Annotated in this window: 20 protein-coding genes; 5 read left to right on the plus strand and 15 right to left on the minus strand. The window is 65.2% G+C overall.

What is annotated here, in order from left to right; translation table 11 throughout:
• The first annotated feature begins 84 nt into the window (after positions 1-84).
• Positions 85-438 (plus strand): GrlR family regulatory protein, encoded by a 354-nt coding sequence (locus XI05_RS15565; RefSeq protein WP_271503060.1) that lies wholly within the window; start codon positions 85-87, stop codon positions 436-438.
• On the opposite strand, the gene XI05_RS15570 is transcribed toward XI05_RS15565, so the two are convergent.
• The 9 genes from XI05_RS15570 to XI05_RS15610 form a co-directional block, all read right to left on the minus strand.
• Positions 439-3,126, minus strand: a complete 2,688-nt coding sequence (locus XI05_RS15570) for a PAS domain S-box protein (protein ID WP_271503063.1) — start codon at positions 3,124-3,126, stop codon at positions 439-441.
• Positions 3,127-3,243: 117 nt separating this feature from the next.
• Positions 3,244-4,158 (minus strand): DMT family transporter, encoded by a 915-nt coding sequence (locus XI05_RS15575; RefSeq protein WP_271503262.1) that lies wholly within the window; start codon positions 4,156-4,158, stop codon positions 3,244-3,246.
• Between the two features lie 78 nt (positions 4,159-4,236).
• Positions 4,237-5,034, minus strand: coding sequence for an NUDIX hydrolase (locus XI05_RS15580; protein ID WP_271503066.1), 798 nt, complete (start codon positions 5,032-5,034; stop codon positions 4,237-4,239).
• Positions 5,035-5,038: 4 nt separating this feature from the next.
• Positions 5,039-5,992: a dihydrodipicolinate synthase family protein gene (locus XI05_RS15585; RefSeq protein ID WP_271503069.1), complete on the minus strand. Its 954-nt coding sequence runs from the start codon at positions 5,990-5,992 to the stop codon at positions 5,039-5,041.
• Between the two features lie 146 nt (positions 5,993-6,138).
• Positions 6,139-7,020 (minus strand): SDR family oxidoreductase, encoded by an 882-nt coding sequence (locus tag XI05_RS15590; RefSeq protein ID WP_271503072.1) that lies wholly within the window; start codon positions 7,018-7,020, stop codon positions 6,139-6,141.
• A gap of 168 nt (positions 7,021-7,188) precedes the next feature.
• Positions 7,189-8,049, minus strand: coding sequence for a MaoC family dehydratase (locus tag XI05_RS15595; RefSeq protein ID WP_271503074.1), 861 nt, complete (start codon positions 8,047-8,049; stop codon positions 7,189-7,191).
• 256 nt (positions 8,050-8,305) lie between these two features.
• Complete coding sequence (locus tag XI05_RS15600; protein ID WP_122402740.1) at positions 8,306-8,695, minus strand: Zn-ribbon domain-containing OB-fold protein; 390 nt, start codon at positions 8,693-8,695, stop codon at positions 8,306-8,308.
• Complete coding sequence (locus tag XI05_RS15605) at positions 8,695-9,852, minus strand: thiolase domain-containing protein (RefSeq protein WP_271503077.1); 1,158 nt, start codon at positions 9,850-9,852, stop codon at positions 8,695-8,697. The genes XI05_RS15600 and XI05_RS15605 overlap by 1 nt, the downstream gene beginning before the upstream one ends.
• A 941-nt stretch (positions 9,853-10,793) precedes the next feature.
• On the minus strand, positions 10,794-14,285 hold the full coding sequence (locus XI05_RS15610; RefSeq protein ID WP_271503080.1) for an indolepyruvate ferredoxin oxidoreductase family protein: 3,492 nt from the start codon (positions 14,283-14,285) through the stop codon (positions 10,794-10,796).
• Positions 14,286-14,566: 281 nt separating this feature from the next.
• Between XI05_RS15610 and XI05_RS15615 the strand changes: the two genes are divergently transcribed.
• Positions 14,567-15,790 carry a c-type cytochrome gene (locus XI05_RS15615; protein ID WP_271503083.1) on the plus strand — a complete coding sequence of 408 codons (1,224 nt, stop codon included), beginning with the start codon at positions 14,567-14,569 and terminating at the stop codon, positions 15,788-15,790.
• A gap of 111 nt (positions 15,791-15,901) precedes the next feature.
• Here the strand turns inward: XI05_RS15615 and XI05_RS15620 are convergent, their stop codons facing one another.
• On the minus strand, positions 15,902-16,546 hold the full coding sequence (locus tag XI05_RS15620) for a trimeric intracellular cation channel family protein (RefSeq protein ID WP_172783230.1): 645 nt from the start codon (positions 16,544-16,546) through the stop codon (positions 15,902-15,904).
• A 166-nt stretch (positions 16,547-16,712) separates the two neighbouring features.
• Here XI05_RS15620 and XI05_RS15625 point away from each other — a divergent pair, with 166 nt between their 5' ends.
• Positions 16,713-17,105 carry a hypothetical protein gene (locus tag XI05_RS15625; protein ID WP_172783229.1) on the plus strand — a complete coding sequence of 131 codons (393 nt, stop codon included), beginning with the start codon at positions 16,713-16,715 and terminating at the stop codon, positions 17,103-17,105.
• 158 nt (positions 17,106-17,263) lie between these two features.
• Here XI05_RS15625 and XI05_RS15630 read toward each other — a convergent pair whose 3' ends face one another.
• The 3 genes from XI05_RS15630 to XI05_RS15640 are packed head-to-tail and all read right to left on the minus strand — an operon-like array spanning position 17,264 to position 18,808.
• Complete coding sequence (locus XI05_RS15630) at positions 17,264-18,073, minus strand: isocitrate lyase/PEP mutase family protein (protein ID WP_271503086.1); 810 nt, start codon at positions 18,071-18,073, stop codon at positions 17,264-17,266.
• Between the two features lie 51 nt (positions 18,074-18,124).
• Positions 18,125-18,475 carry an antibiotic biosynthesis monooxygenase family protein gene (locus XI05_RS15635; RefSeq protein WP_271503088.1) on the minus strand — a complete coding sequence of 117 codons (351 nt, stop codon included), beginning with the start codon at positions 18,473-18,475 and terminating at the stop codon, positions 18,125-18,127.
• Positions 18,476-18,499: 24 nt separating this feature from the next.
• Positions 18,500-18,808 (minus strand): NIPSNAP family protein, encoded by a 309-nt coding sequence (locus XI05_RS15640; RefSeq protein WP_271503091.1) that lies wholly within the window; start codon positions 18,806-18,808, stop codon positions 18,500-18,502.
• A gap of 209 nt (positions 18,809-19,017) precedes the next feature.
• Between XI05_RS15640 and XI05_RS15645 the strand changes: the two genes are divergently transcribed.
• Together XI05_RS15645 and XI05_RS15650 are read left to right on the plus strand one after the other, a co-directional pair.
• Positions 19,018-19,707, plus strand: coding sequence for a winged helix-turn-helix domain-containing protein (locus XI05_RS15645; protein WP_271503094.1), 690 nt, complete (start codon positions 19,018-19,020; stop codon positions 19,705-19,707).
• 224 nt (positions 19,708-19,931) lie between these two features.
• A complete protein-coding gene (locus XI05_RS15650) occupies positions 19,932-20,183 on the plus strand; it encodes a GCG_CRPN prefix-to-repeats domain-containing protein (protein ID WP_172783804.1) in 252 nt (83 codons plus the stop codon).
• A 144-nt stretch (positions 20,184-20,327) separates the two neighbouring features.
• On the opposite strand, the gene XI05_RS15655 is transcribed toward XI05_RS15650, so the two are convergent.
• Both XI05_RS15655 and XI05_RS15660 read right to left on the minus strand, forming a co-directional pair.
• The gene (locus tag XI05_RS15655) at positions 20,328-20,615 is read right to left on the minus strand and encodes a twin-arginine translocation (Tat) (RefSeq protein WP_271503097.1); all 288 of its coding nucleotides are present in this window, start codon (positions 20,613-20,615) and stop codon (positions 20,328-20,330) included.
• 112 nt (positions 20,616-20,727) lie between these two features.
• A complete protein-coding gene (locus XI05_RS15660) occupies positions 20,728-21,042 on the minus strand; it encodes a hypothetical protein (protein ID WP_271503100.1) in 315 nt (104 codons plus the stop codon).
• Between the last annotated feature and the right edge of the window lie 4 nt (positions 21,043-21,046).

Below are 21,046 nucleotides of genomic sequence, written 5' to 3' on the forward strand. Positions count from 1 at the left end.
CCGCGTTGCGCGAGGAGATAGGCTTTGGCATAAAAGCCGGACCGGTTACGCCATTGGGCGATGGCGGCCGGCCTGCGGGACGTTATGAAGAACGGCCTCTATTCAATTCACGTGACCCTGCTCGATGGTCGAGTCGGCAAGGGCAGCGGCGTGATTCTTTTCCGCGACGGCAGGATTCTCGGCGGCGATGCCTACCTCTATTACACCGGCAGCTACACGGTGAAGGACAGCAGCACCTTCAAAGGCGAGGTGCTGGTGCAACGGCACACCTCGCCTCGCGGCGACGATAATCCGCTGTTCGGCGGCCCTGCCCCGGTCGGCATCGGCGTCAGCGGCACCTACACCGACACGCGCGCGGAAATGACGGGCACAGCGCTGGTCGGCAAGGCCAGCCTGATTTTCGGCGCCACCCTGCACAAGCTCGCGGACGTCGACTAGCTATTCCGCGGCCTGTTCGAGCGGCGCCACTCGAGGCAAAATCATCTGGATGCGCGTGCCGCCACCCGGCTCGGAATCGAGATCGAGCCGACCGCCGAGCCGGTTGGTGACGATGCTGTAGACGATGTGCAGCCCGAGGCCGGTGCCGCCCTGGTCGCGCCGCGTCGTGAAAAACGGATCGAAGGCGCGGCGGCGGACGTCGAGCGACATGCCGCAGCCATTGTCGGAGAAGATGATCTCGACGTTGTCCTTGCCGGACTCGCGCACCTGGATCTCGATCGTCCCGGGCCTTCCGTCCGGGAAGGCGTGCGCCACCGAATTCAGGAACAGATTGGTCAGCACCTGGCCGTACGGGCCGGGATAGCTGTTCATGGTCAGGTCCGGCTGACACTCGACGTTGAGCGTCAGATTATGCTTACGCAGCCCCGGCCGCAGGCTCATCACGACCTGCTCGGTGAGGTCGCCGAGATCGAAAGTCCGCTGATCCGAATAGTTGCGGTCGGCGGCAACCTGCTTGAACGACTGGATCAGCTCGGCGGCACGGTTGAGATTGGAGACGAGCTGCGAGGACGCATCGCGGCTGGTGTTGAGGAAGTCGTTGAGCGTGGAGCGGCGCAATTCGCCGCGCTCGACTTCGGCGCTGAACATCGCGGTCTTGCGCTCCAGAGCGGAGGCGACGGTGAGGCTGATGCCGACGGGGTTGTTGACCTCGTGGGCGACGCCGGCGACCAGGCGCCCGAGCGCGGCCAGCTTCTCGGCCTCGATCAGCGAGGCCTGCGTTTCGCGCAGATTGCGCAGCGCGGTCTCGGCGGCTTCCTTGGCCTTGCGCATCTCCTGCTCGCCGCGCTTGCGCTCGCCGATATCGAGCGCAACGGTCACGATCCGCTCGATCTCGCCCTCGGGGTCGAGCAGCGGCAATTTGTTGACCAGCCATTGCCGCATGTTGCCGGAAGCGTCCTGGTACTCCTCCTCATAGAAACCGAGTCCCTTGCGGAGCTTGAGCACCCGCTTGTCGCTCTCGTCGGACTTGGCTGCGCCATAGCGCGACATCAGGTCGGCCGTGGTGCGGCCGAGCGCCTCGCCGGGCTCGATGCCGAAAATGCCGGCCATGTAGCGGTTCATCAGCACGTAGCGCAGATTGCGGTCCTTGACGTTGATGACCGCGGGCACGGTGTCGATGACCTGCTGGAGCAGGCGCCGGCCTTCGGCGATGGCCTCCTCCGCTCGCTTCTGGTCGGTGATGTCGCGCAGCGTGCCCTCATAGCGGACGATGTTGCCCGCTTCGTCTCGCACGCCGGTGGCGCTATCGGAGAGCCAGAGGATGTCGCCGCTGCGCTGGCGCACCTGATACTCGAACTCGCGCACCATGCCGTCGCGCGCCATCAGCCGCTGATATTCCGCGCGCGCCTCGGGATGGACGTAGATGGTGTGAGCGATGTCGCTGATGCTGTCGATCAGCTGCTGGGGGCTGTCATAGCCCATCATGCGCGCCAGCGCCGGATTGGCGTTGAGGAGGTCACCGGCCGGCGTCGTCACATAGATGCCGTCGATTGAGCCCTCGAACAGTTTTCGGTAGCTCTCCTCGGCGAGGCGCTGCTCGGTGAGCGCGCGCACCGCCGCCTCGCGCGCGGTGTCGGCCTCCTCCAGCGCGCGTCGAAACACTTCGGCCGCCCGCGCAATGTCGCCGATCTCGTTGTCGAGGTCGGCGGACGGAATTGAGGTGTCTTTCCGGCCGGCGGCGAGCGCGCGAATGGATCGCGCGATCTGAGCGAGCGGACGCACCGTCCTGCGCACCACGAACCACGCAGCGCCGATGCCGATCAGCACGCCGACCGTGCCGAGCACGATGCTCTGCCATCGCGCCTCGGTCAGCGTCCGGGCGAAGTCACGCGACAGCACGTGGCCGCGCCGGGAGCTGACCTCACGCAGCAATTCGGTGACGCGGCCGATCAGCCGGCCTTCCGTTCCCAGTACCTCGCGATCGATGTCCGCGATCTGCCGCTCGCGGACGGCGACGGCCATGATGGCCTCGGCATAGTCGTTCACCGCCGACTTCAGCTTGGCATCGCCAATATCGAGCCCCCGCATTCCCTGTGCGGCCTGCTCGGCCGCGGACGGGTTGCGCGCCAGCAGTCCGAGCGCGATCCGGCTCTGCGCCTCGGACAGGCGGGACGCCAGCTCGCGGTCCGGGGTGCTTGCGACGGCTTCGTCGAATTGTTCGCGCAGCGGCGGCAGTCCGGCGAGCAGCTGGGCGCGGCGGTCGATCAGGGTGGAGATCCGCTCGAGGCCGGTGCGATAGGTCGCAAGCCGCTCGGTGACCCCGTCGATCATGTCCTGCTGCTCGGGCGCGAGCTCGATGCGGGTCTTCTTCAGGATTTCGCTGAGCGTCGAGGCCGCCTCGCCGACCTGCTGGAACTGGATGCCTGCCCCGGGATCCGTGACGAAGTCGCGCGCGGCAAGGCGCAATTCGTTCATGCGGCGATCGATGTCCTCGGCGAGGTCTCCGACGCTCTGCAGCCGCTGCAGCTCGGCGAAGGTCGTGTCGATGTGCCGGATCGCGATCACGCTCGCCGTCGAGGTGACGATGATCACCGCCAGCACCAACAGGAAGCTGCCGAAGGTGAGCTGGCCGATGGAGAGCGAGAAGGTTCGCCTTTTCTCAGGGGGCGGCGTCAATTCGGCGGACATTGGTGGCTTGAGGACCGGACTGCTGGAAGTCCAATATACGACGTATTGCTGCCCGGGGGGAACATGCCTCGGGACGCGGAATATCGTTAATATCGGGACCTGCCGCCCGCCTCAGCTTTACGACAGTTTGACGCTGGCTGCCCTGCGGGCCGGGATCGTCATGGTGGCGACGCCGAGGACGACGCAGGCCAAGCCGATCCAGGAGGTCCGGCTCAAGGCCTCGCCGAGGAAGGCGACGCTGATGGCGATCCCGATCGGCACCCGCAGATAGGCCTGCGCGGTGGTGCCGACCGAGCCCAGGGTCTGGATCAGGCGGAAATAGATCACGAACGCTGCCGCGGTCGAAAACACCGCGAGCGCTGACAGTGCCAGCACCGAGCTCAGCGAAGGCGACAGCGTCCAGGGCTGCTCGATGATCAGGGAGGCCGGGATCAGGACCGCTGCCCCCGCCAGCAGCGAGCCGGCTGCAGGCGCCATGGGATCGAGGCCCTTGAAGCTGCGGCCGAAGATCGCGGCGCAGGCGTAGCAGATGGTGGCGGCGACGATGGCGGCCTCGGCGATGAGGCCGCTGCCGATCTCATGAAAGGCATCGACGCCGACGATCAGCAGGATGCCGGCCATGCCGGCAACCACGCCGAACAGCTTTCGCGGCGTGGTCGCCTCGTGGCGCGTGACGACCGCGGTGAGCAGGAAGGTGAAGATCGGCCCGGCCGAATTGAGGATGGTGGCGAGGGCGGCGTCGACATGGCGCTCGCCCCAGGCGATCAGCGTCCAGGGGATGACGCTGTTGAGCACGGCCTGGAACGCGAAGCGCTGCCAGCTCGCGACATCGGTCGGCATTCTGATGCCCCGCATCCACATGATCACGAGCAGCAGCAGGCCGGCAATGGCCGTGCGCGCCGCGATCAGCGTGATCGGCGGGATGGTGGCGACGCCGAGCTTGATGAAGGTGTAGGAGCCGCCCCAGAGCGTTGCGAGCGCGACCAGCAGGGCCAGCTCCACGGCGATGTTGGTGTCCTGCCGGGCGTCCATGGTGCGCATTCCGTCCTGCTCGTGGACGGAATCTAGCGCGAACGCGGCCCTCGATACTTCGTTCAATGTCGAAGTGTACTAGCCGACGGCTCCGACCTCGAACACCTCGCCGTCGTAGCCGGCCTCGCGGGGGATGCGGAGCTGACGACCCGTTTCGGTCTTGGTCATCACCGGCATCACCGTGACGATGGAGAGGCCGCGGGCATGCACCAGCGCCGCGCTCACGCTCGGCTGCTTGGCGAGCCGGATCAGGTTGCGCGTGGTCGGGAACGGCAGCTTGAAGCGGCCGCTCTCGCCGCCCTTCACCGCCTCGCGCGGCGAGATCCAGATCGAATCGGTCGATTCCCGTCCATCATGCGCGCCGAGCTGATCCGGCGGCGCCGCCGCGAGGAAAAACCAGGTGTCGAATCGCTTCGGCATGCCCTCGGGCGTGATCCAGTGGGCGTAAGGCACCAGCGTGTCGAGCGCGAGCTGGAGACCGTTGTCGCCGAGAATGCTGAGGAAGCTGATCTTGTGCTCGTTGAGCGCGACGCGATGCTTGTCGGCGATCTCGCCGGCGCGCTTGACGTCGATTGGCGCGCCAGTGTCTTTCGACCGCGCCAGCAGAATGCCGCTCTCCTCGAACGTCTCGCGGATTGCGGCGATTCGGAAGCCGCGGTCGGCTTCGCTGAGGCCTTCGCCGCCCGAATAGAGGTCGGCGCGGGCGACGATCTCGTTGTCGCCGGCATCGACGCTGCCGCCGGGAAACACCAGCGCGCCCGAGTTGAACTCGATCTGATGATGGCGAACCATCATGAAGACGTCGATTTCCCGTGCTGCGCCGTCGCGCAGCAGCAGGATCGTGGAGGCCGGGCGTGATGCTGATGTCTCGGCCATGCGACTAACCCGCGGCGCTGGATTGCGGGCCGAGATTGGCGCGCTTGTCGAAACGGGCGACGCGCGACAAGAGATAGTCCACCTCCGCCTTCGCCGTCGCCGTCATCGTCGCGCCGGGCTTGCGCTGCGCGCTGGAGGCGATGATGCCGCGCTTCTGGAGCACGTATTTGCGCACCGTCAGGCCGACGCCGGGCTGCTGCTCGTAGCGGATCAGCGGCAGATGCGCGTCGAAGATGTCATGCGCGGCGTCGCGCTTGCCGGCCTTGGAGAGGTTCACGACGTCGATCAGAAGCTCGGGGAAGGCGTAGCCGGTCATGGCGCCGTCGGCGCCGCGCTCCATCTCGAAGTCCAGGAACGTGCCGCCATTGCCGCAGAGGATCGAGAGCGGACGGAGCGAGCCGTCCTTCTGGAAGCCGCGCAACGTCGAGATCTTCTCCAGGCCCGGCCAGTCCTCGTGCTTGAGCATCACGCAGTTCGGATTGTCCATGACGATCTTGCGGATCACGGCGGGGGTGAACACGACCTGCAAGGTCAGCGGATAGTCCTGCAGCACCCAGGGCACATCAGGGCCGACGGCTTCCGCCGCCTGCTTGAAATAGCCGACGATCTGATCGTCGGTGCGAAGCGAGGGCGGCGGCGCGATCATGACGCCGGCCGCGCCCGCATCCATCGAGGCTTTCGCCAGCGAGCGCATGGTGGCAAAGCCCGGCGCGGAGACGCCAACGATCACCTGCATCTTCCTGGCGCGCTTGACGTAGCGCACCGCCACCTGCTCGGCCTCGGCGGCATCGAGCTTGGGCGCCTCGCCGAGGATGCCCAGCACCGTGACGCCGTCGCAGCCGACCTCCTCGTAGAAATCGGTCAGGCGGTCGATCGAGCGCTCGTCAATCCGGCCGTCGTCGTGGAACGGCGTCGGCGCGATTGCGAAGGTGCCCTTGGCGTCGGCGGTGAGTCTCATCGTCTTTCCTTGTCTCTCTGTTCGTCATTCCGGGATGGCCCGAAGGGCCAGGCCCGGAATCCATGACCACGATCCGGAGTATGGATCCTCAGATGCGCAATTGCGCATCATAGCTCACGCTTCGCCTGCCCCGGGATGACGGCCTTCTAAAACCGCCGCGCCCCCATCTTGATCTGCTCCTCGGAGAAGAAGATCTCCTTGGCGTGATCGACGATGTCCTGGGCCTTCCAGCCCGAGTGCGGCGGCTTCCAGCCTTCCATCTCCATCATCCGCATTTCGCGCACGCCGCGGGGCCCGGACACGCCCAGCACCTTGCCGGTCTGGTCGCCCGACAAGTCGCTGACCATGTATAGCACGGCCGGCGCGATGCCGTCCGGCCCGAGCGCGGCGCCGGGGTTCTCCTTATAGCGGGGCAGGTCTGCGGTCATGCGGGTCAGGGCGCCCGGGGCCAGCGTCCAGATCCGAATGTTGTACTTGCGGCCTTCGATCGCGAGCACGTTGGACAGGCCCCAGATGCCGCCCTTCGCCGCGCCGTAATTGGTCTGGCCGAAATTGCCGATCAGCCCTGATGTCGAGGAGGTGTTGACGATGACGCCGCCGCCGTTTTCCCGCATCCAGCGAAACGCCGGCAGGGTGCAACAAAAGGTGCCCTTCAGATGGACCTTGATGACCTTGTCCCAGTCGGCCTCGCTGGCCTTGTGAAAGGTCTGGTCGCGGAGGATGCCGGCATTGTTGACGAGGATGTCGGCGCGGCCGAAATGCTTGATGGCGTCGTCGAACACCGACTGGCCGCCTTCCATGGTGGAGATGTCGGCACCGTTGGCGACCGCCTTGCCGCCCTCGGCCTTGATCGCGTCCACGACCTGCTGCGCCATGGACTTGTCGGCGCCGGAGCCGTCGCGGGGGCCGCCGAGATCGTTGACGACAACCGCGGCCCCTTCCCGCGCGAACAGCTTTGCATAGGCCTCACCGAGCCCGCCGCCCGCGCCGGTGATCAGCGCAACCTTGCCGTCGAGTAGTCCTCCCATGGTGGCGTCTCCCTGTTTCTATTCTTTCGTGTCCCGGACGCGATGCAGCGTGCAACGCTGCGTCGCAGAGCCGGGACCCAGTTTTTGTCGCACTCTAGGCCCCGGCTCTGCAGCGCACCGCACCGGACGATGCTTCGCGTTGCGCTGCGTCCGGGGCACGAGACCAGCCTAACCCAGCACCGTCTTGCCGTTCTTGATCACGGTCACCCCGCGCGACTTCACCTTGGCTTCGAACGAGATCACGTTGCCGTCCTTCCAGAGGTCCATGGTCACGGTCTCGCCGGGATAGACCGGCGAGGAGAACCGCGCGACGTGCTGGCGGAAGGCGCTCGCGTCGTAGTCGGCATAGGTCTGGAGCACGCCGCGGCAGGTGATGCCGTAGGTGCACATGCCGTGCAGGATCGGACGCGGGAAGCCTGCCTTCCTGGCGAACTCCGGATCTGAGTGCAGCGGGTTACGATCACCGCAGAGGCGATAGACCAGTGCCTGGTCGGGGCGCGTGGTGATGTCGATGGTCTTGTCGGGCGCGCGTGATGGGATCTTGTGCGGATCCGGCTGCGTCAGGTTCGGTCCGCCGAAGCCGCCATCGCCGCGGGCAAAGCGCGAGGCGACCAGCGTTGCGAGCTTCTCGCCCTTCTCGTTCTTCAGCACGGTTTGGTGAACGATGACGACGCCTTTGTCCTTGCCCTTGTCGTAGACTTCGAGGACGGAGGAGTCGGCGGTGATGTTGGCGGCGACCGGCAGCGGCTGATGGAAGGTGATGTCGCGTTCGCCGTCGACCACCATGACGCGGTTGAGATTCATCTCGCCGGGCCCCGAGCCCCAAGCCGCGACGGAGGCGAAGGTCGGCACCACCTTCAGCGGGCGCGGCGTGAATGTACCTTCGTTGACGAAGGCGAGCTCGTTCTCGTCCATCGGATCGGCGCCGAGCCCGATGCCGTAGGCGTAGAGCATCACCTCGCGGTCGGCGTAGGCGTATTTCTGGCCGAGGTTTTTCAGGCCTTTGAGCTCTTCGTATCTGGCGGACATTTTCCCGGTTTCCCCTGGTTCTCATCCTCATGGTGAGGAGGCGCTGTTGCGCCGTCTCGAACCATGAGGGTGCCCGAAACGCTGTTTGTTGTGGCCATCCTTCGAGACGCTTGCTGCGCAAGCTCCTCAGGATGAGGACCGTCCTCCACGACGTGAAGAACGGAGAATTCGTAGGATGGGTAGAGCGCAGCGAAACCCATCATTGCCTGCGTTGGTGGGTTTCGCTTCGCTCTACCCACCCTACGCAGCTTTCGTCTCAAGCGACCGTGAAGAACGGCAGCGGAGCGCCGTCGGTCGGCTTGAACACCACCTTCACCTTCTGGCCGATCTTGAGCTTCTCGAGATCGCAGTCGACGAAATTGGTCTGCACCGACGGCCCCTCCTTCAGCGTGACGTAACCGATGGCGTAAGGGCCGGTCGGCGATTTCCGCATCAGGCTGTAGGTGTAGATCGTGCCCTCGCCGGAAGCCTGCTCCCACACCGTCTTGTCGGAGTAGCAGAACGGGCAGATCGAGCGCGGGAAGTAATGCGCCTCGCCGCAGGCGGTGCAGCGCTTGATCATGAACTTGCCCTCTTTCGCCGCGTCCCAGAACGCGGCGGTCTCGGGGTTCGTGACAGGTGCCGGATACTTTTTCACTTCGCTCATCACACGCGCTCCAGAATGGCCGTCGAGGCGGCGTGGCGGACGCCGAGCAGGCCGCCGGTGCCGTGGGCGATGGCCAGATCGCAGTTCTTGACCTGCACCTTCGGATGCGCCTCGCCGCGCAGCTGCCTGACAGCCTCGAGGATCTTGGTCATGCCGCCGCGGTTGACCGGATGGTTGCTGCAGAGGCCGCCGCCGTCGGTGTTGAACGGCAGCTTGCCGACGCCCGAGATCAGATTGCCGTCGGCGACGAACTTGCCGCCCTCGCCCTTCTTGCAGAAGCCGAGGTCTTCCAGCTGCATCAGCACGGTGATGGTGAAGCTGTCATAGATCGAGGCGTATTTGATGTCCTTCGGCGTGATGCCGGCTTCCTCGAACGCGCGCGGGCCGGACCAGACGCCGGCAGAATACGTGAGGTCGAGATCCTTCCCGCCGCGCGGGCCCTTCATCGCTTCGCCATGGCCGATCAGGCGCACGAGCGGCTTCTTCAGGCTTTTGGCAATCTCGGGCGTCGTCACGATCAGTGCGCCGCCGCCGTCGGAGACGACGCAGCAATCCATGCGATGCAAGGGATCGGAGATCATCGGCGAGTTCAGGACGTCCTCGACGGTGACGACGTCCTTGAGCATCGCATGCGGATTGTATTGCGCATGGTGGGAGGCCGCGACCTTGATCCAGGCGAGCTGCTCGGAGGTGGTGCCGTAGTCGTGCATGTGGCGCATGGCACACATGCCATAGGCATTGTGCGTGGTCGCCCCGTAAGCGGATTCGAAATCGGCCTCGGCGCCGGCTGCGCGCGGCGGCATCGCGCCCGTGCGCGGCTTGCCGGCGAGCGTAACGAGCGCGATCGAGCATTTGCCCGCAGCGATCGCCTCGGCGGCATGGCCGAGATGGATGATGTAGGAACAGCCGCCGGTCTCGGTGGAATCGACGTGGCGGAGCTTCTTGGTGTTCAGGCCGAGATAATCGACCATCGGCCACGCGCCGCCGGGTGCATCGCCCGCGCAGAAATAGCCGTCGATATCGTCCTTGCTGATCCCGGCATCCTCAATCGCACCCTTGGCGACCTCGGCATGGAGCTGGGCGGTGGATTTGTCCGGCGCATGCCGGGTCGGGTGTTCGTAGATCCCGGCAATGTAGGCCTTGCCCTTGATGGTCAAAACTTCTGTCTCCGATCGCGTCTCGTCTTGGCTCTTTTTTCTGAACCGCACCGGGCTGATTGGCAAGCGCGGAAATATTCCGTCGGGCGAGAGGGCGGCGGGTGGGCACGAGTGGAGCACATCCGAAATCCGGCCCCCGGATAGGAAGCGAATCTGCCTGCGCGCCGTCATTGCGAGGAGCCCTTGCGACGAAGCAATCCAGAGTCCCTCAATGGAGGGATTCTGGATTGCTTCGCTGCGCTCGCAATGACGGAGTTCGCGGATACCGACGTCGCTCTTTCCACTCGCAACTGAATCGCAGACACACGCCAGCGTCCTCGCGGCGTATCTCGCCCGAGTTATGCTCCCGTCTTGCTCCCTCCAAAAAACAGAGGGCGCAGGGAAGACCGGGTGCCGGCTGGGCACCCACGGTCCGCTGTGCGCGAATTGCGCGAAGAACAGATGCACAGCGGCATACAGGTGAAGCCCAACATCCGGCCTTCCCTGCGCAGTGGCTTTACGGCTTATGTCGCGCTCTCCCCGGGGAGCGATGCACTATTGCCCCCGTCGCCTTGCGAGTGACCCGCAAGACTTGACGCACAGACCCCGGGCGTCAGGACCACACGATTTTGCCGTACGCGAGACCGCGCCCGTCGTGCGCGCGAGAGACTCGCGCGACGCAGCCCGCGTCCACCGCCGCTCACCCCGCGTTTCGTGACGATCGCGATACGCCCCTCTGAGAGGGATGAGGTGACGGACGGATACGACAATTCCGAATTTCGGTAAAGCGGAATGTTTTTGCGCAGGCGGATTGACCCAGGGCGTGGGTGTTTTGCCCGACGGGCAACGCAAGCGATGGTGTCGTAGGGTGGGGCAAAGCGGAGCGTGCCCAGGTCTTTGGTGGCATCCGGCGAGATGGTGGGCACGGCGCTTTGCGCCTTTGCCCACCCTACGAGAGGGCCCTACTCCGCCGCGATCTGCCTTGGCGCGGGTGGCGGGTTCGCCAAATCCGCGGCGAGCTGGGCGTAGCGGGCCTTGGCGTCGTGCACGGCCTTCTCCTTCACCGGGCCGTAGCCGCGGATGCGGTCGGGCAGCGAGAGCAGCTCGACCGCGGTGTCGATCGTGACGGGCGACAGCAGGCCGAGCACGGTGGCGACGTCCTTCTCGTAGCCGGCGATGAGATCACGCTCGAGCTTGCGGTCGGCGCTGCGGCCGAAGATGTCGAACGGCGTACCGCGCAGGAACTTGAACTTGGCGAGCACGCGGAAGACGTTCAGCATCCATGGGCCGAAGGCGCGCTTCTTCGGGCGCCCGAGCGCATCGACACCGCTTGCCAGGATGGGAGGCGCGAGGTTGAAATTGAACTTGAAGTCGCCCTCGAACTGGTCGCGGAGCTGCTGCTCGAAGGCGCCGTCGGTGTAGAGGCGTGCGACCTCGTATTCGTCCTTGTAGGCCAGCAGCTTGGCGTAGTTCACCGCGACCGCGCGCGGCAGCGCATCGCCATAGCCGCCCTTTGCCGCGGCATCGCGGACCTGGTCGACCAGCTTGCGATAGCGCTTGGCGAGACGAGCGTTCTGGTAGGCGGTCAGATGCTTGGCGCGATGCTCGATGACCTCGTCCAGCGTCATGGCATCCAGCGTCTTCGGCGCGACGGCCTCGTCCGTGCCCTTCAGCATGTCGGCAAGGCGCTTGGGGTCGGCGACTGCGAGACGGCCGAGGCGGAAGGCTTCCTTGTTCATCTTGATCGAGACGCCATTGACCTCGATGGCCTGCTCGATTGCTTCCGCGGACAGCGGCAACAGACCCTTCTGATAGGCATAGCCCATCATCATCATGTTGGTGGCGATGGCATCGCCGAGCAGCTGCTCGGCAGGCTTGGTGAAGTCGAAGAACACCGAATCCTTGTGCAGCGCGGTTTCCAGGAGCCCGGTCAGCTTGCGGGTCTGGAAATTGAAATCGCGGTTGAGGACGAAGTCGGCGGTGGGAATGACGTGGCTGTTGATGATGCCGCGGGTGCGGGTGGAGTCACAAAGGGTGATCGTGTCCTTGGCGACCGCGACGACTTCATCGGCGGCGAGCACGAGATCGGCCGTGCCGGTGACGATGCGCGAGCAGGTCACCTCGGCCGGATGATCCGACAGGCGGACATGGCTGAGCACCGCCCCGCCCTTTTGCGCGAGGCCCGACATGTCGAGGATCATCGAGGCCTTGCCCTCGATATGGGCGGCCATGCCGAGCAGCGCGCCGATGGTGAGCACACCGGTGCCGCCGACGCCGCCGACGGCGATGTTGTAGGGCTTGTCGAGCGTCGGGCGCGAGGCCGGCTCGGGCAGCGCGCCGATCTCGGCAAGCTCGGCTGGCGCGCGGTGGCGCGGCGCGCCGCCGTCGATGGTGACGAAAGACGGACAGAATCCCTTCAGGCAGGAATAGTCCTTGTTGCAGGACGACTGGTTGATGGCGCGCTTGCGGCCGAACTCGGTCTCCAGCGGCTCGACCGAGATGCAGTTCGACTGCACCGAGCAATCGCCGCAGCCTTCGCAGACGGCCGGATTGATCATGACACGGCGCGCCGGATCCTCCATCAGACCGCGCTTGCGGCGACGGCGCTTCTCGGCGGCGCAGGTCTGCACGAACACGATCGCGGAGGTGCCCTTGAACTCGCGGCACATCTTCATGACGGCGTCGAGCTCGTCGCGGTGATACTTCTTCACCCCGGGCGCGATGGTGTCTGCCGGGTAAGCGTCGGGGTTTTCCGAGACGAGATAAATTTCGCTGATGCCCTCGGCATGAAGCTGGGCCATGATCTTCTGCGGCGAGAGATCGCCGTCATGACGCTGGCCGCCGGTCATGGCCACCGCGTCGTTGTAGAGGATCTTGTAGGTGATGTTGGCCTTGGAGGCGATCGCCTGGCGGATGGCGAGAATGCCGGAGTGGAAGTAGGTGCCGTCGCCGAGATTGGCGAAGATGTGGTTCTCGTTGGTGAAGGGCGCGATGCCGACCCAGGGCACGCCCTCGCCGCCCATATGCGTAAACGTCTCGGTCGAGCGGTCCATCCACAGCGCCATGAAGTGACAGCCGATGCCGGCCAGGGCGCGGCTGCCTTCGGGGACTTTCGTCGAGGTGTTGTGGGGACAGCCGGAGCAGAAATACGGGGTTCGGGACACAGGGGCGACCGCCTGCATTTGGGTCGCCTGGCGGCCGTTGAACCAGTCGGCCTTGGCGCGGAGCATCTCCGCGATTTCAGGGTTGAGATCAAGTCGAAGCAGCCGCTCGGTGAGCGAGGTCGCGAGCGAGGCGACGCTGAGCTCGGCGGCGAAGGTGAGGAAACGCTTGTCGTGCTCGTCCATCTTGCCGACGATGCGGGGCCGGACGTCGTCGCGCCAGTTGAACAGCTCCTGCTTGACCTGGTTCTCGACGATCTCGCGCCGCTCCTCGACGATGAAGATCTCCTCGAGCCCGACCGCGAAGTTGCGCACGCCCTCCGGCTCCAGCGGCCAGGGCATGCCGATCTTGTAGAGGCGAAGGCCGATTCGAGCGGCGACCTCCTCGGTGATCCCCAGCTCGCGCAGCGCCTGGCGCACGTCCTCGTAGCTCTTGCCCGACGCCATGATGCCGAAACGCGCGTTCGGCGAATCCATGGTGACGCGGTTGACCTTGTTGGCGCGGGCAAAGGCGATGGCGGCAAAGCCCTTGTAATCCTGCAGGCGGCGATCCTGCTCGAAGCGGTCGTCGGGCCAGCGCAGGTTGAGGCCGCCGGGGGGCAGCTCGAAATCGGTGGGGATGATGAAGGGCTTCATCTCGTCGGTGAGATCGATCTCGGCGGTGGTTTCCACCGTCTCCGTGATCACCTTCATGCCGACCCAGCAGCCGGAATAGCGCGACATCGCGATGCCGAGCAGGCCCATCTCGATCATCTCGTGGATGCTCGAGGGATAGAGATACGGCATCAGCGCCGAGATGAAGGCGTGGTCGGACTGATGCGGGACGGTGGAGGATTTGGCGCCGTGGTCGTCGCCGGCAAGGCAGAGCACGCCGCCGTTCTTGGCCGAGCCCGCGGCATTGCCGTGACGGAACACGTCGCCGCAGCGGTCGACGCCCGGGCCCTTGCCGTACCAGATCCCGACCACGCCGTCGTATTTGGCGCCCGGCGAGAGGTTGAGCTGCTGCGAGCCCCACACCGCGGTCGCGGCGAGGTCCTCGTTCACGCCCGGCTGGAACTTGATGTTGTACTGCTCGAGGTGCTTGCGGGCGGCGAACAGCTGCTGGTCGTAGCCGCCGAGCGGCGAGCCGCGATAGCCCGAGATGAAGCCCGCGGTGTTGAGGCCGTTGGCGCGGTCGCGCCGGATCTGGGCCATTGGCAAGCGGACCAGGGCCTGGATGCCCGTGGTGAAGACGTGTCCGGTCTGCTGGGTGTACTTTTGATCGAGACTGATCGGACCCTGGTTGATGCCCATGCTGTCCTCGCTTGCGCCCTGTTCGGGTCTTGCTGACTTAAGTCGTTGCCTGCCCGTTGTTTTAGCTAGGGCGCGCCGACCACCTGCGCCACTCTATGTCGGATATTTCATGATCCGCACCACAAATCTGGACCAAAGCTGGCCTCGGGTAAAAATCGCAATTTCGTGGCCTGAAACACGTTGGCGATTTTCAGTTTGTGTCACCATACCCCCGTCGTTGCGAAATGAATCGACGCTTCCCTGACGCGGGTGGGGTCGATGGGTCGCAGGAGAGGCTGTCGATGCGGACGATTCTGACTGGCCTGGCACTTGTCGGCCTGGCGTTGTGCATTGCGGTTGGAAGCGTGGCCGGCGCCGCCGAACCATCGCCCGAGCTGATCGCCTATGGCAAGTCGCTGGTCGAGGCCGGCGACTGCGCGGGCTGTCACACCGCCGATCCGGCCAAACCGTTCGCGGGCGGCAAGCGCATCGACACGCCCTTTGGTGCGATCTATGCGCCGAACCTGACGCCGGACCGCGACACCGGGATCGGCGGCTGGACGGACGCCGATTTCACCCGCGCCTTGCGCACCGGCATCGCGCCCGATGGATCGAACTACTACCCGGCCTTCCCATACCCCTACTTCACGCGGATGACCAAGGACGACACGCTGGCCATCCGCGCCTATCTCGGCACGCTGGCGCCCGTCGCCAGCCGCAACAAGCCGCCGGAGCTGCGTTGGCCATTCGGCTATCGCGGCCTGATGCGGCTTTGGAACGCGATGTACTTCAAGCCCGGCCTGTTCGAGCCCGACCAGACCAAGAGCGCGGCCTGGAACAGAGGCGGCTATCTCGTCACCGGGCTCGGCCATTGCGGCGCCTGCCATACGCCGAAGAATTATTTCGGCGCCGACCGGGATGCGCAGGCGCTGTCCGGCAACGAGATCGGCGGCTGGTTCGCACCGCGGCTCGATGGCGCCGCGCGCACCGGGCTGAAATCGTGGAGCGAGGCTGATATCGCGGAGTACCTGCAAAGCGGGCGCAACGGCAAGAGCCACGCCGGCGGGCCGATGGCGGAGGTCGTCGTCAACTCGACCTCGAAGATGAGCGATGCCGATGTGCGCGCGATCGCAATCTATCTGAAGAGCCTGCCGCCGGCGCGGCGCGAGACGATCGTGACGCCGCCGGACGCAGCCGAGATGAAGGCCGGCCAGGCGGTCTACGCAAAACTGTGCGTCGCCTGCCACGAGGCCGACGGCACCGGCAGCCCGCGCATCTATCCGCCGCTGCCGGGCAATGCGCTGCTGCAATCGATCAACCCGTCCTCGACCTTGCGCATCATCCTCGACGGTGCTCACACCGTGACGACACCGCGCGCGCCGAACATTGGTGAGATGCCTGCTTACGCCAAGCAGCTGTCCGACGGCGAGATCGCCGCGGTGACGAACTACATCCGCAATTCCTGGGGTAATGCCGGTCCGCTGGTGACGCCGTCGCAGGTGGCGAAGGCAAGGAAGGAGAAGTAGCTCACCGCTGCCTCCTTCTCGTCATTGCGAGCGCAGCGAAGCAATCCAGAGTCCCTCCGCGGAAAGATTCTGGATTGCTTCGCTGCGCTCGCAATGACGGGGTGGATAGAGCTACCTCTCCTCATCCCCCGTGAACACAAACTTCGGCATCTCCCATTTGTAGCGCACCGCCAGCAGGCGGAAGCTGATGCCGAGGACGAAGGTCAGGATGGTCCAGAGCTCCGCATTGAGCTTGAGACCAAAGGCGGTCGCATAGAACAATCCCGTCACCACGGAGACGCTGGCGTAGAGCTCGGAGCGAAACAGCAGCGGCACGTCGTTGCAGAGCACGTCGCGCAGCACGCCGCCGGCGCAGCCCGTCACCATGCCGGAGACGATGACGATGGGCAGCGTCGCATCCATCTGCCAGGCCACGTCGCAGCCGGCCATGGTGAAGACGACGAGACCGATGGCATCGAGCACGATGAAGGCGACCTTCAGCCGGTGCACGAGACGCGCAAACAGGATGGTGAGGAAGGCTGCACCGCCGGCGAGCGCGAGATAGATGGGGCTCTGCACCCAGGCCAGCGGATAATGTCCGAGGAAGAGATCGCGCAACGTGCCGCCGCCGAGCGCGGTGATGCAGCCGAGGAAGCAGACCCCCAACCAATCCATGCTGCGGCGTCCGGCAGCAAGCGCAGCCGTCATGCCCTGCGCGGCCACCGCAACCAGGGACAGGAAATGCAGCACGCTATCCGTCGGCGGCAGGCTCCACATCGCCGTGTTCCTCCTCCCCGATATGGAACTCAAGGTCCGGGGTCAGACAGAACAGGTTCCCGATTCCCCGGATGGGGGCAATATGCGACGAAAGCATCAGGTGGCGCGGAACAGAATCTCGCAGCTGAGGGTTGTCCGGGGGTCATAACCCGAGGAGATCCAATCGATGGCTGACGACCGTTTTCCCAACGATCCGTACCGCCCGAACCTCGCCGACGATGAGTATACTCGCGCGGCGCGCCGGGATGCCGACCTGCAGGCCGATCCCGAGCTCGGGGAAGGCCCCGCCTCCAGCGGCAAGATCGCACTGTTCGCGGTGGCCGTCGCCCTGGTGCTGGGCGCGGTGTTCTACGGCTTGAACAACACGACCACCGGCAACCAGGCGAGCAACGAGCCGGCATCGCGAACCGCTCAGCAGACCGCGCCGGCCAGTCCGGCCGCACCTCCCGGCATGCGTGACGTGACGCCACGCAGCAACACCGAGCCGGGCACGACCACCGGTGCCGCGCCGAGCAGGCCGGCCCCGACGACGCCAGCTCCGTCGGACGGCGCGAAGTAACATTTCGCAATAAAGCGCGAGAGCGGCGGGATCCAAAATCCCGCCGCTTTTCGTTTGGCTAAAGCGCGATGAGATTTGGACGAATCGTCATCGCGCTATGGGTCTTTGTTTGAGCATGATCGTTTCGGAAAACCGCTTCACACTTTTCCGGATCATGTCTAGCCGAACATCTTGTTGAGCTCGCCACCGGGATAGCCGCCGTTGAGCTCGGTGAAGGTGCCCTTCTCCGCCATCTCCTTGGCCGCGCGCATGAAGCCGCCCCAGGCGGCGCGGGCGAGCGAGCCGCCGACGCTGATGCGGCGCACGCCGAGATCTTGGGCTTCCTGCAACGACAGGCCGGACGCGCCGATCAGAAGATTGAACGGTTTTGGTGCGACAGCCTTCACCACCGCGGCGATGTCCTCGCGGCTCTTCAGACCCGGCGCATAGAGGCAGTCGGCGCCGGCATCGGCATAAGCGGTGAGCCGGTCGATGACGAGCTTGAGATCCGTCACGCCCCAGAGATACGCCTCGCATCGGCCGACCAGCAGCGTGCCACTGTCGCCGACCGCCTTGCGCGAGGCCTTGATGCGCTCGACGGCGAGCGCACGGTCGTAGAGCGGCTTGTCCTTGTCGCCGGTGGAATCCTCGATCGACAGGCCGGCGACGCCGGTGCGCACACCGCGCTCGACATTGTCGGCGACCTTGTCGGGCTCGACCGCAAAGCCGCCCTCGAAATCGGCGTTCACGGGGATGTCGACGGCCGAGCTCAATGCTGCCAGATGCTGACAGACGTCCTCGACGGTGACGCGGTTGTCGGCCTTGCCGATGGTCCAGGCAAAGCCCGCGCTCGATGACGCAATCGCCTTGAAACCGAGATGCTGCAAGGCTTTCGCGCTGCCGACATCGACCGGATTGGGCAAAATGAAGCAGCCGCTCTCGTGCATCTTCCTGAACGTCGCGCGCTTGTCAGCGGTCGTCACGTGCATGTCTCTCTCCCATGTTGGCCGCGCAGAGATAGGCGTGCGCTTTCAACTCCGCTAGTGCGCGTCGTGGACGGCGCGGCTGTCCTTCGGAGCCTCGTCGCGGTCGGTCATGCCATAGTCCCGGATCACGCTGGCGATGCGCAGATGATAATCCGCGAAGATTTTCGCACGGCCCTTAGCCTGGGTGCGGCGGTGCTCCATGGTGTTGCGCCAGGCGGCGACTGCTGCCTCGTCGCGCCAGAACGACACCGACAGGATCTTGCCCTTCTCGGTCAGGCTCTCGAAACGCTCGACCGAGATGAAGCCGTCGATGGTCTGCAGCAGCGGCTTCAGATCGGCCGCGAGGTCGAAATAGTCCTGGCGATGTTCCGGCTTGGGCCAGACCTCGAAGATCACGGCGATCATGGGCGTCTCCTGCTGTTGGTGGACTTACAATACCACCTTGCGCAGGAAGGTGCGTTCTTCGGCGAGGATGAATTTCTCCGCCTCAGCAAAGTTGAAGTTTGCCATACCGTCGAGATCGGCGCGCAGCCGTTTGCGATAGGCCTCGTAGGCGGCCAGGCTCTCGAACGAGATCAGGGCGGACGCGATGTTGTTGGTGCCCTCATGTGGCATGAAGTAGCCGATCAACTCGCCGCCACATCTCGGGATGATGGTGAGCCAGCGCTTCGCATATTCCTCGAACTGCGCGCGCTTGAAGGGATCGAGCTGGTAGCGGATGAAGACGGTGACGGACATGATGGGCTCCTGTTTCCACAGCGTCATTGCGAGCGCAGGTCTCGTAGGGTGGGCAAAGCGAAGCGTGCCCACGTCCTTTGTCCGCCACGACGATCGGTGGGCACGTCGCTACGCTCCTTTGCCCACCCTACGGGCGCGCTCCTCGCAATGACGACTTGGTGAGAGGTTACGTCCTTGCCCGACGGCAATGCTTCGGTTACCATCGAAGCATGAAATCAGGTCCCGACATCGCCATGGTCGCCTCGCTGGTCGGCGACCCCGCTCGCGCCAACATGCTCACGGCGCTGATGAACGGCCGCGCGCTCACGGCGAGCGAGCTGGCGCAGGAGGCCGGCATCACGCCGCAGACCGCGAGCTCGCATCTGTCGAAGCTCGAGGCCGGCGGCCTCATCGAGCCGGAGAAGCAGGGCCGCCATCGCTATTACCGCCTCACCGACGACGACGTCGCCGGCGTGCTCGAGGGGCTGGCTGGGCTTGCGGCAAGGACCGGCCACATGCGCGTGCGCACCGGGCCGAAGGATCCTGCGCTGCGGCGCGCGCGGATCTGCTACGACCATCTCGCCGGCGATCTCGGCGTGCAGATGCTGGACTCCTTGCGCGAGCTGCATCTGGTCAGGCAGAGGAAGCAGGAGATCGAGCTGACCGCCGAGGGCGAGCGCTTTCTCGCCAGGCACCTGCAGATCTCGCCCGACATGCTCAGCCACCCGCGCCGCCCGGTCTGCAAGGCCTGCCTCGACTGGAGCGAACGGCGTCATCACCTCGCCGGCACGTTGGGGGCCGCCATGATGCAGCGCTTTGCCGAGCTGAAATGGGCGGCGCGCGATCCCACGCCCGGCAGCCGCGTCGTGAATTTCACCCGCACCGGCGAGAAGCAGTTCGCTGCGTTGTTCGGCAAGTGATCCGGACATCGGTCACCTTCGCGGCCGCTAGCGACAGCAGCGTGTCGTCCGAGACCCAATGCTGCGGACGTTCATGCCGCATTCAGGTCATGATTGGCAGGTTTGGATCGCGACGTCTCGGCACGTCCCAGATTTAACGTGTCGAATCGTGTCTCTTGATTCATTGTGCGCCCGCAACCGCTATTCCCCGAAGCCTGCCCCCCAAGGACAAGAAGGAAGATCAAATGAAATACCTGTTCGCCGCCGTCATGCTCGCCAGTGCGGTCGTCGGTTTCAGCGAGGCGGCCAGCGCCGCCGGCGGTTGCGGCCCGGGCTGGTATCGCGGCCCCTATGGCGGCTGCCGTCCGATGCGCGGCGCTGTCGTGGTTCGCCCCGCTCCGGTGGTGGTCGCCCCGGCGCCGGTCGTCGTCGTGCCTCGTGCGCGCGTATGCCCCTACGGTTTCCGCTGGTACGCCGGCCGCTGCCGCCCGTTCTGATCTGCTCCATTCCGTTGCAGAATGGCCGCGCGGCGAATGCCTGCGCGGCCATTTTTTGTTGCTGACAATTCATCCGCGGCGGACCCAAATCGAAACGGGGACCGCCAACGGCAATCCCCGTCCAGTCCGCGAATGGTCGCGAGCTTACCAGTAATGGCGGCGGTGCCAGCGCCGGTGATGCCGGCGCCAATGACGGCGGCGCCAGCCCCAGTGGCGGCCGCGGCCACGCCAGTGAACCTGCTCCGGCGTCAGCTTGGCGGCTTCCTCGCTGGTGGTGACGGCAGGATGAGCGTCGGGATTGCCTTGCGGCGTACGGGCGGGATCAGCCAGCGGCTGCGGTGACAGCGGCGCGGCCTGCGCGGCAGTCGCGGCGAAGGCGGCGGCGCCCGCCGTCAATCCCAAGGCAAGTTTCAAAAAGTTCCGGCGCTCCATGGCAATTCCTCTAGGCTACCTGGCAAGTGATGCAGAGGAAGTGTCGCGGCCACGACATGAACCAAGGCTGAATCGCGTGTTCAGATTCATGCGAGCGGGCATTCGGTGTGCCCTACTGGCGAAACTCCTGCGCCAGCAGCAGCGTCTCGCGCGAGCGCTTCACGTCGGGCCAGTCGCGGTTGAAGTCGGCGACGAGCTTTTGCAGCGCGTCACCTTTCAGCATCGCGTTCAGCTTTTCTTCGTCCTCGAACTGATACATCGCCTGATGCAGCGAGGGATCGTCGAGACTCCAGAACCGCCAGGCTTTGCTCACGCCGAAGGCCTTCACCGCGTCGGGCAAATGTTCCATCTCGTACCATCGGTCGAAAGCAGTGCGCTTGCTGGCGTCGGAGACGATGGCGCGAACGACGAAGAAGGCTGCTGGCATCGGA

The organism is Bradyrhizobium sp. CCBAU 11357, from assembly GCF_028128865.1.
In the GTDB taxonomy this organism is placed as follows: domain Bacteria; phylum Pseudomonadota; class Alphaproteobacteria; order Rhizobiales; family Xanthobacteraceae; genus Bradyrhizobium.

What these genes read in the sequence shown, in the direction of transcription:
- XI05_RS15630 (WP_271503086.1), bottom strand. Translation starts at nt 18,073, where the DNA reads ATGCACGTGACGACCGCTGACAAGCGCGCGACGTTCAGGAAGATGCAC.
- XI05_RS15580 (WP_271503066.1), bottom strand. Translation starts at nt 5,034, where the DNA reads ATGGCCGAGACATCAGCATCACGCCCGGCCTCCACGATCCTGCTGCTG.
- XI05_RS15570 (WP_271503063.1), bottom strand. Translation starts at nt 3,126, where the DNA reads ATGTCCGCCGAATTGACGCCGCCCCCTGAGAAAAGGCGAACCTTCTCG.
- XI05_RS15575 (WP_271503262.1), bottom strand. Translation starts at nt 4,158, where the DNA reads ATGGACGCCCGGCAGGACACCAACATCGCCGTGGAGCTGGCCCTGCTG.
- XI05_RS15635 (WP_271503088.1), bottom strand. Translation starts at nt 18,475, where the DNA reads ATGATCGCCGTGATCTTCGAGGTCTGGCCCAAGCCGGAACATCGCCAG.
- XI05_RS15620 (WP_172783230.1), bottom strand. Translation starts at nt 16,546, where the DNA reads ATGTGGAGCCTGCCGCCGACGGATAGCGTGCTGCATTTCCTGTCCCTG.
- XI05_RS15590 (WP_271503072.1), bottom strand. Translation starts at nt 7,020, where the DNA reads ATGGGAGGACTACTCGACGGCAAGGTTGCGCTGATCACCGGCGCGGGC.
- XI05_RS15660 (WP_271503100.1), bottom strand. Translation starts at nt 21,042, where the DNA reads ATGCCAGCAGCCTTCTTCGTCGTTCGCGCCATCGTCTCCGACGCCAGC.
- XI05_RS15625 (WP_172783229.1), top strand. Translation starts at nt 16,713, where the DNA reads ATGGCTGACGACCGTTTTCCCAACGATCCGTACCGCCCGAACCTCGCC.
- XI05_RS15600 (WP_122402740.1), bottom strand. Translation starts at nt 8,695, where the DNA reads ATGAGCGAAGTGAAAAAGTATCCGGCACCTGTCACGAACCCCGAGACC.
- XI05_RS15595 (WP_271503074.1), bottom strand. Translation starts at nt 8,049, where the DNA reads ATGTCCGCCAGATACGAAGAGCTCAAAGGCCTGAAAAACCTCGGCCAG.
- XI05_RS15650 (WP_172783804.1), top strand. Translation starts at nt 19,932, where the DNA reads ATGAAATACCTGTTCGCCGCCGTCATGCTCGCCAGTGCGGTCGTCGGT.
- XI05_RS15585 (WP_271503069.1), bottom strand. Translation starts at nt 5,992, where the DNA reads ATGAGACTCACCGCCGACGCCAAGGGCACCTTCGCAATCGCGCCGACG.
- XI05_RS15610 (WP_271503080.1), bottom strand. Translation starts at nt 14,285, where the DNA reads ATGGGCATCAACCAGGGTCCGATCAGTCTCGATCAAAAGTACACCCAG.
- XI05_RS15640 (WP_271503091.1), bottom strand. Translation starts at nt 18,808, where the DNA reads ATGTCCGTCACCGTCTTCATCCGCTACCAGCTCGATCCCTTCAAGCGC.
- XI05_RS15645 (WP_271503094.1), top strand. Translation starts at nt 19,018, where the DNA reads ATGAAATCAGGTCCCGACATCGCCATGGTCGCCTCGCTGGTCGGCGAC.
- XI05_RS15655 (WP_271503097.1), bottom strand. Translation starts at nt 20,615, where the DNA reads ATGGAGCGCCGGAACTTTTTGAAACTTGCCTTGGGATTGACGGCGGGC.
- XI05_RS15615 (WP_271503083.1), top strand. Translation starts at nt 14,567, where the DNA reads ATGCGGACGATTCTGACTGGCCTGGCACTTGTCGGCCTGGCGTTGTGC.
- XI05_RS15565 (WP_271503060.1), top strand. Translation starts at nt 85, where the DNA reads ATGAAGAACGGCCTCTATTCAATTCACGTGACCCTGCTCGATGGTCGA.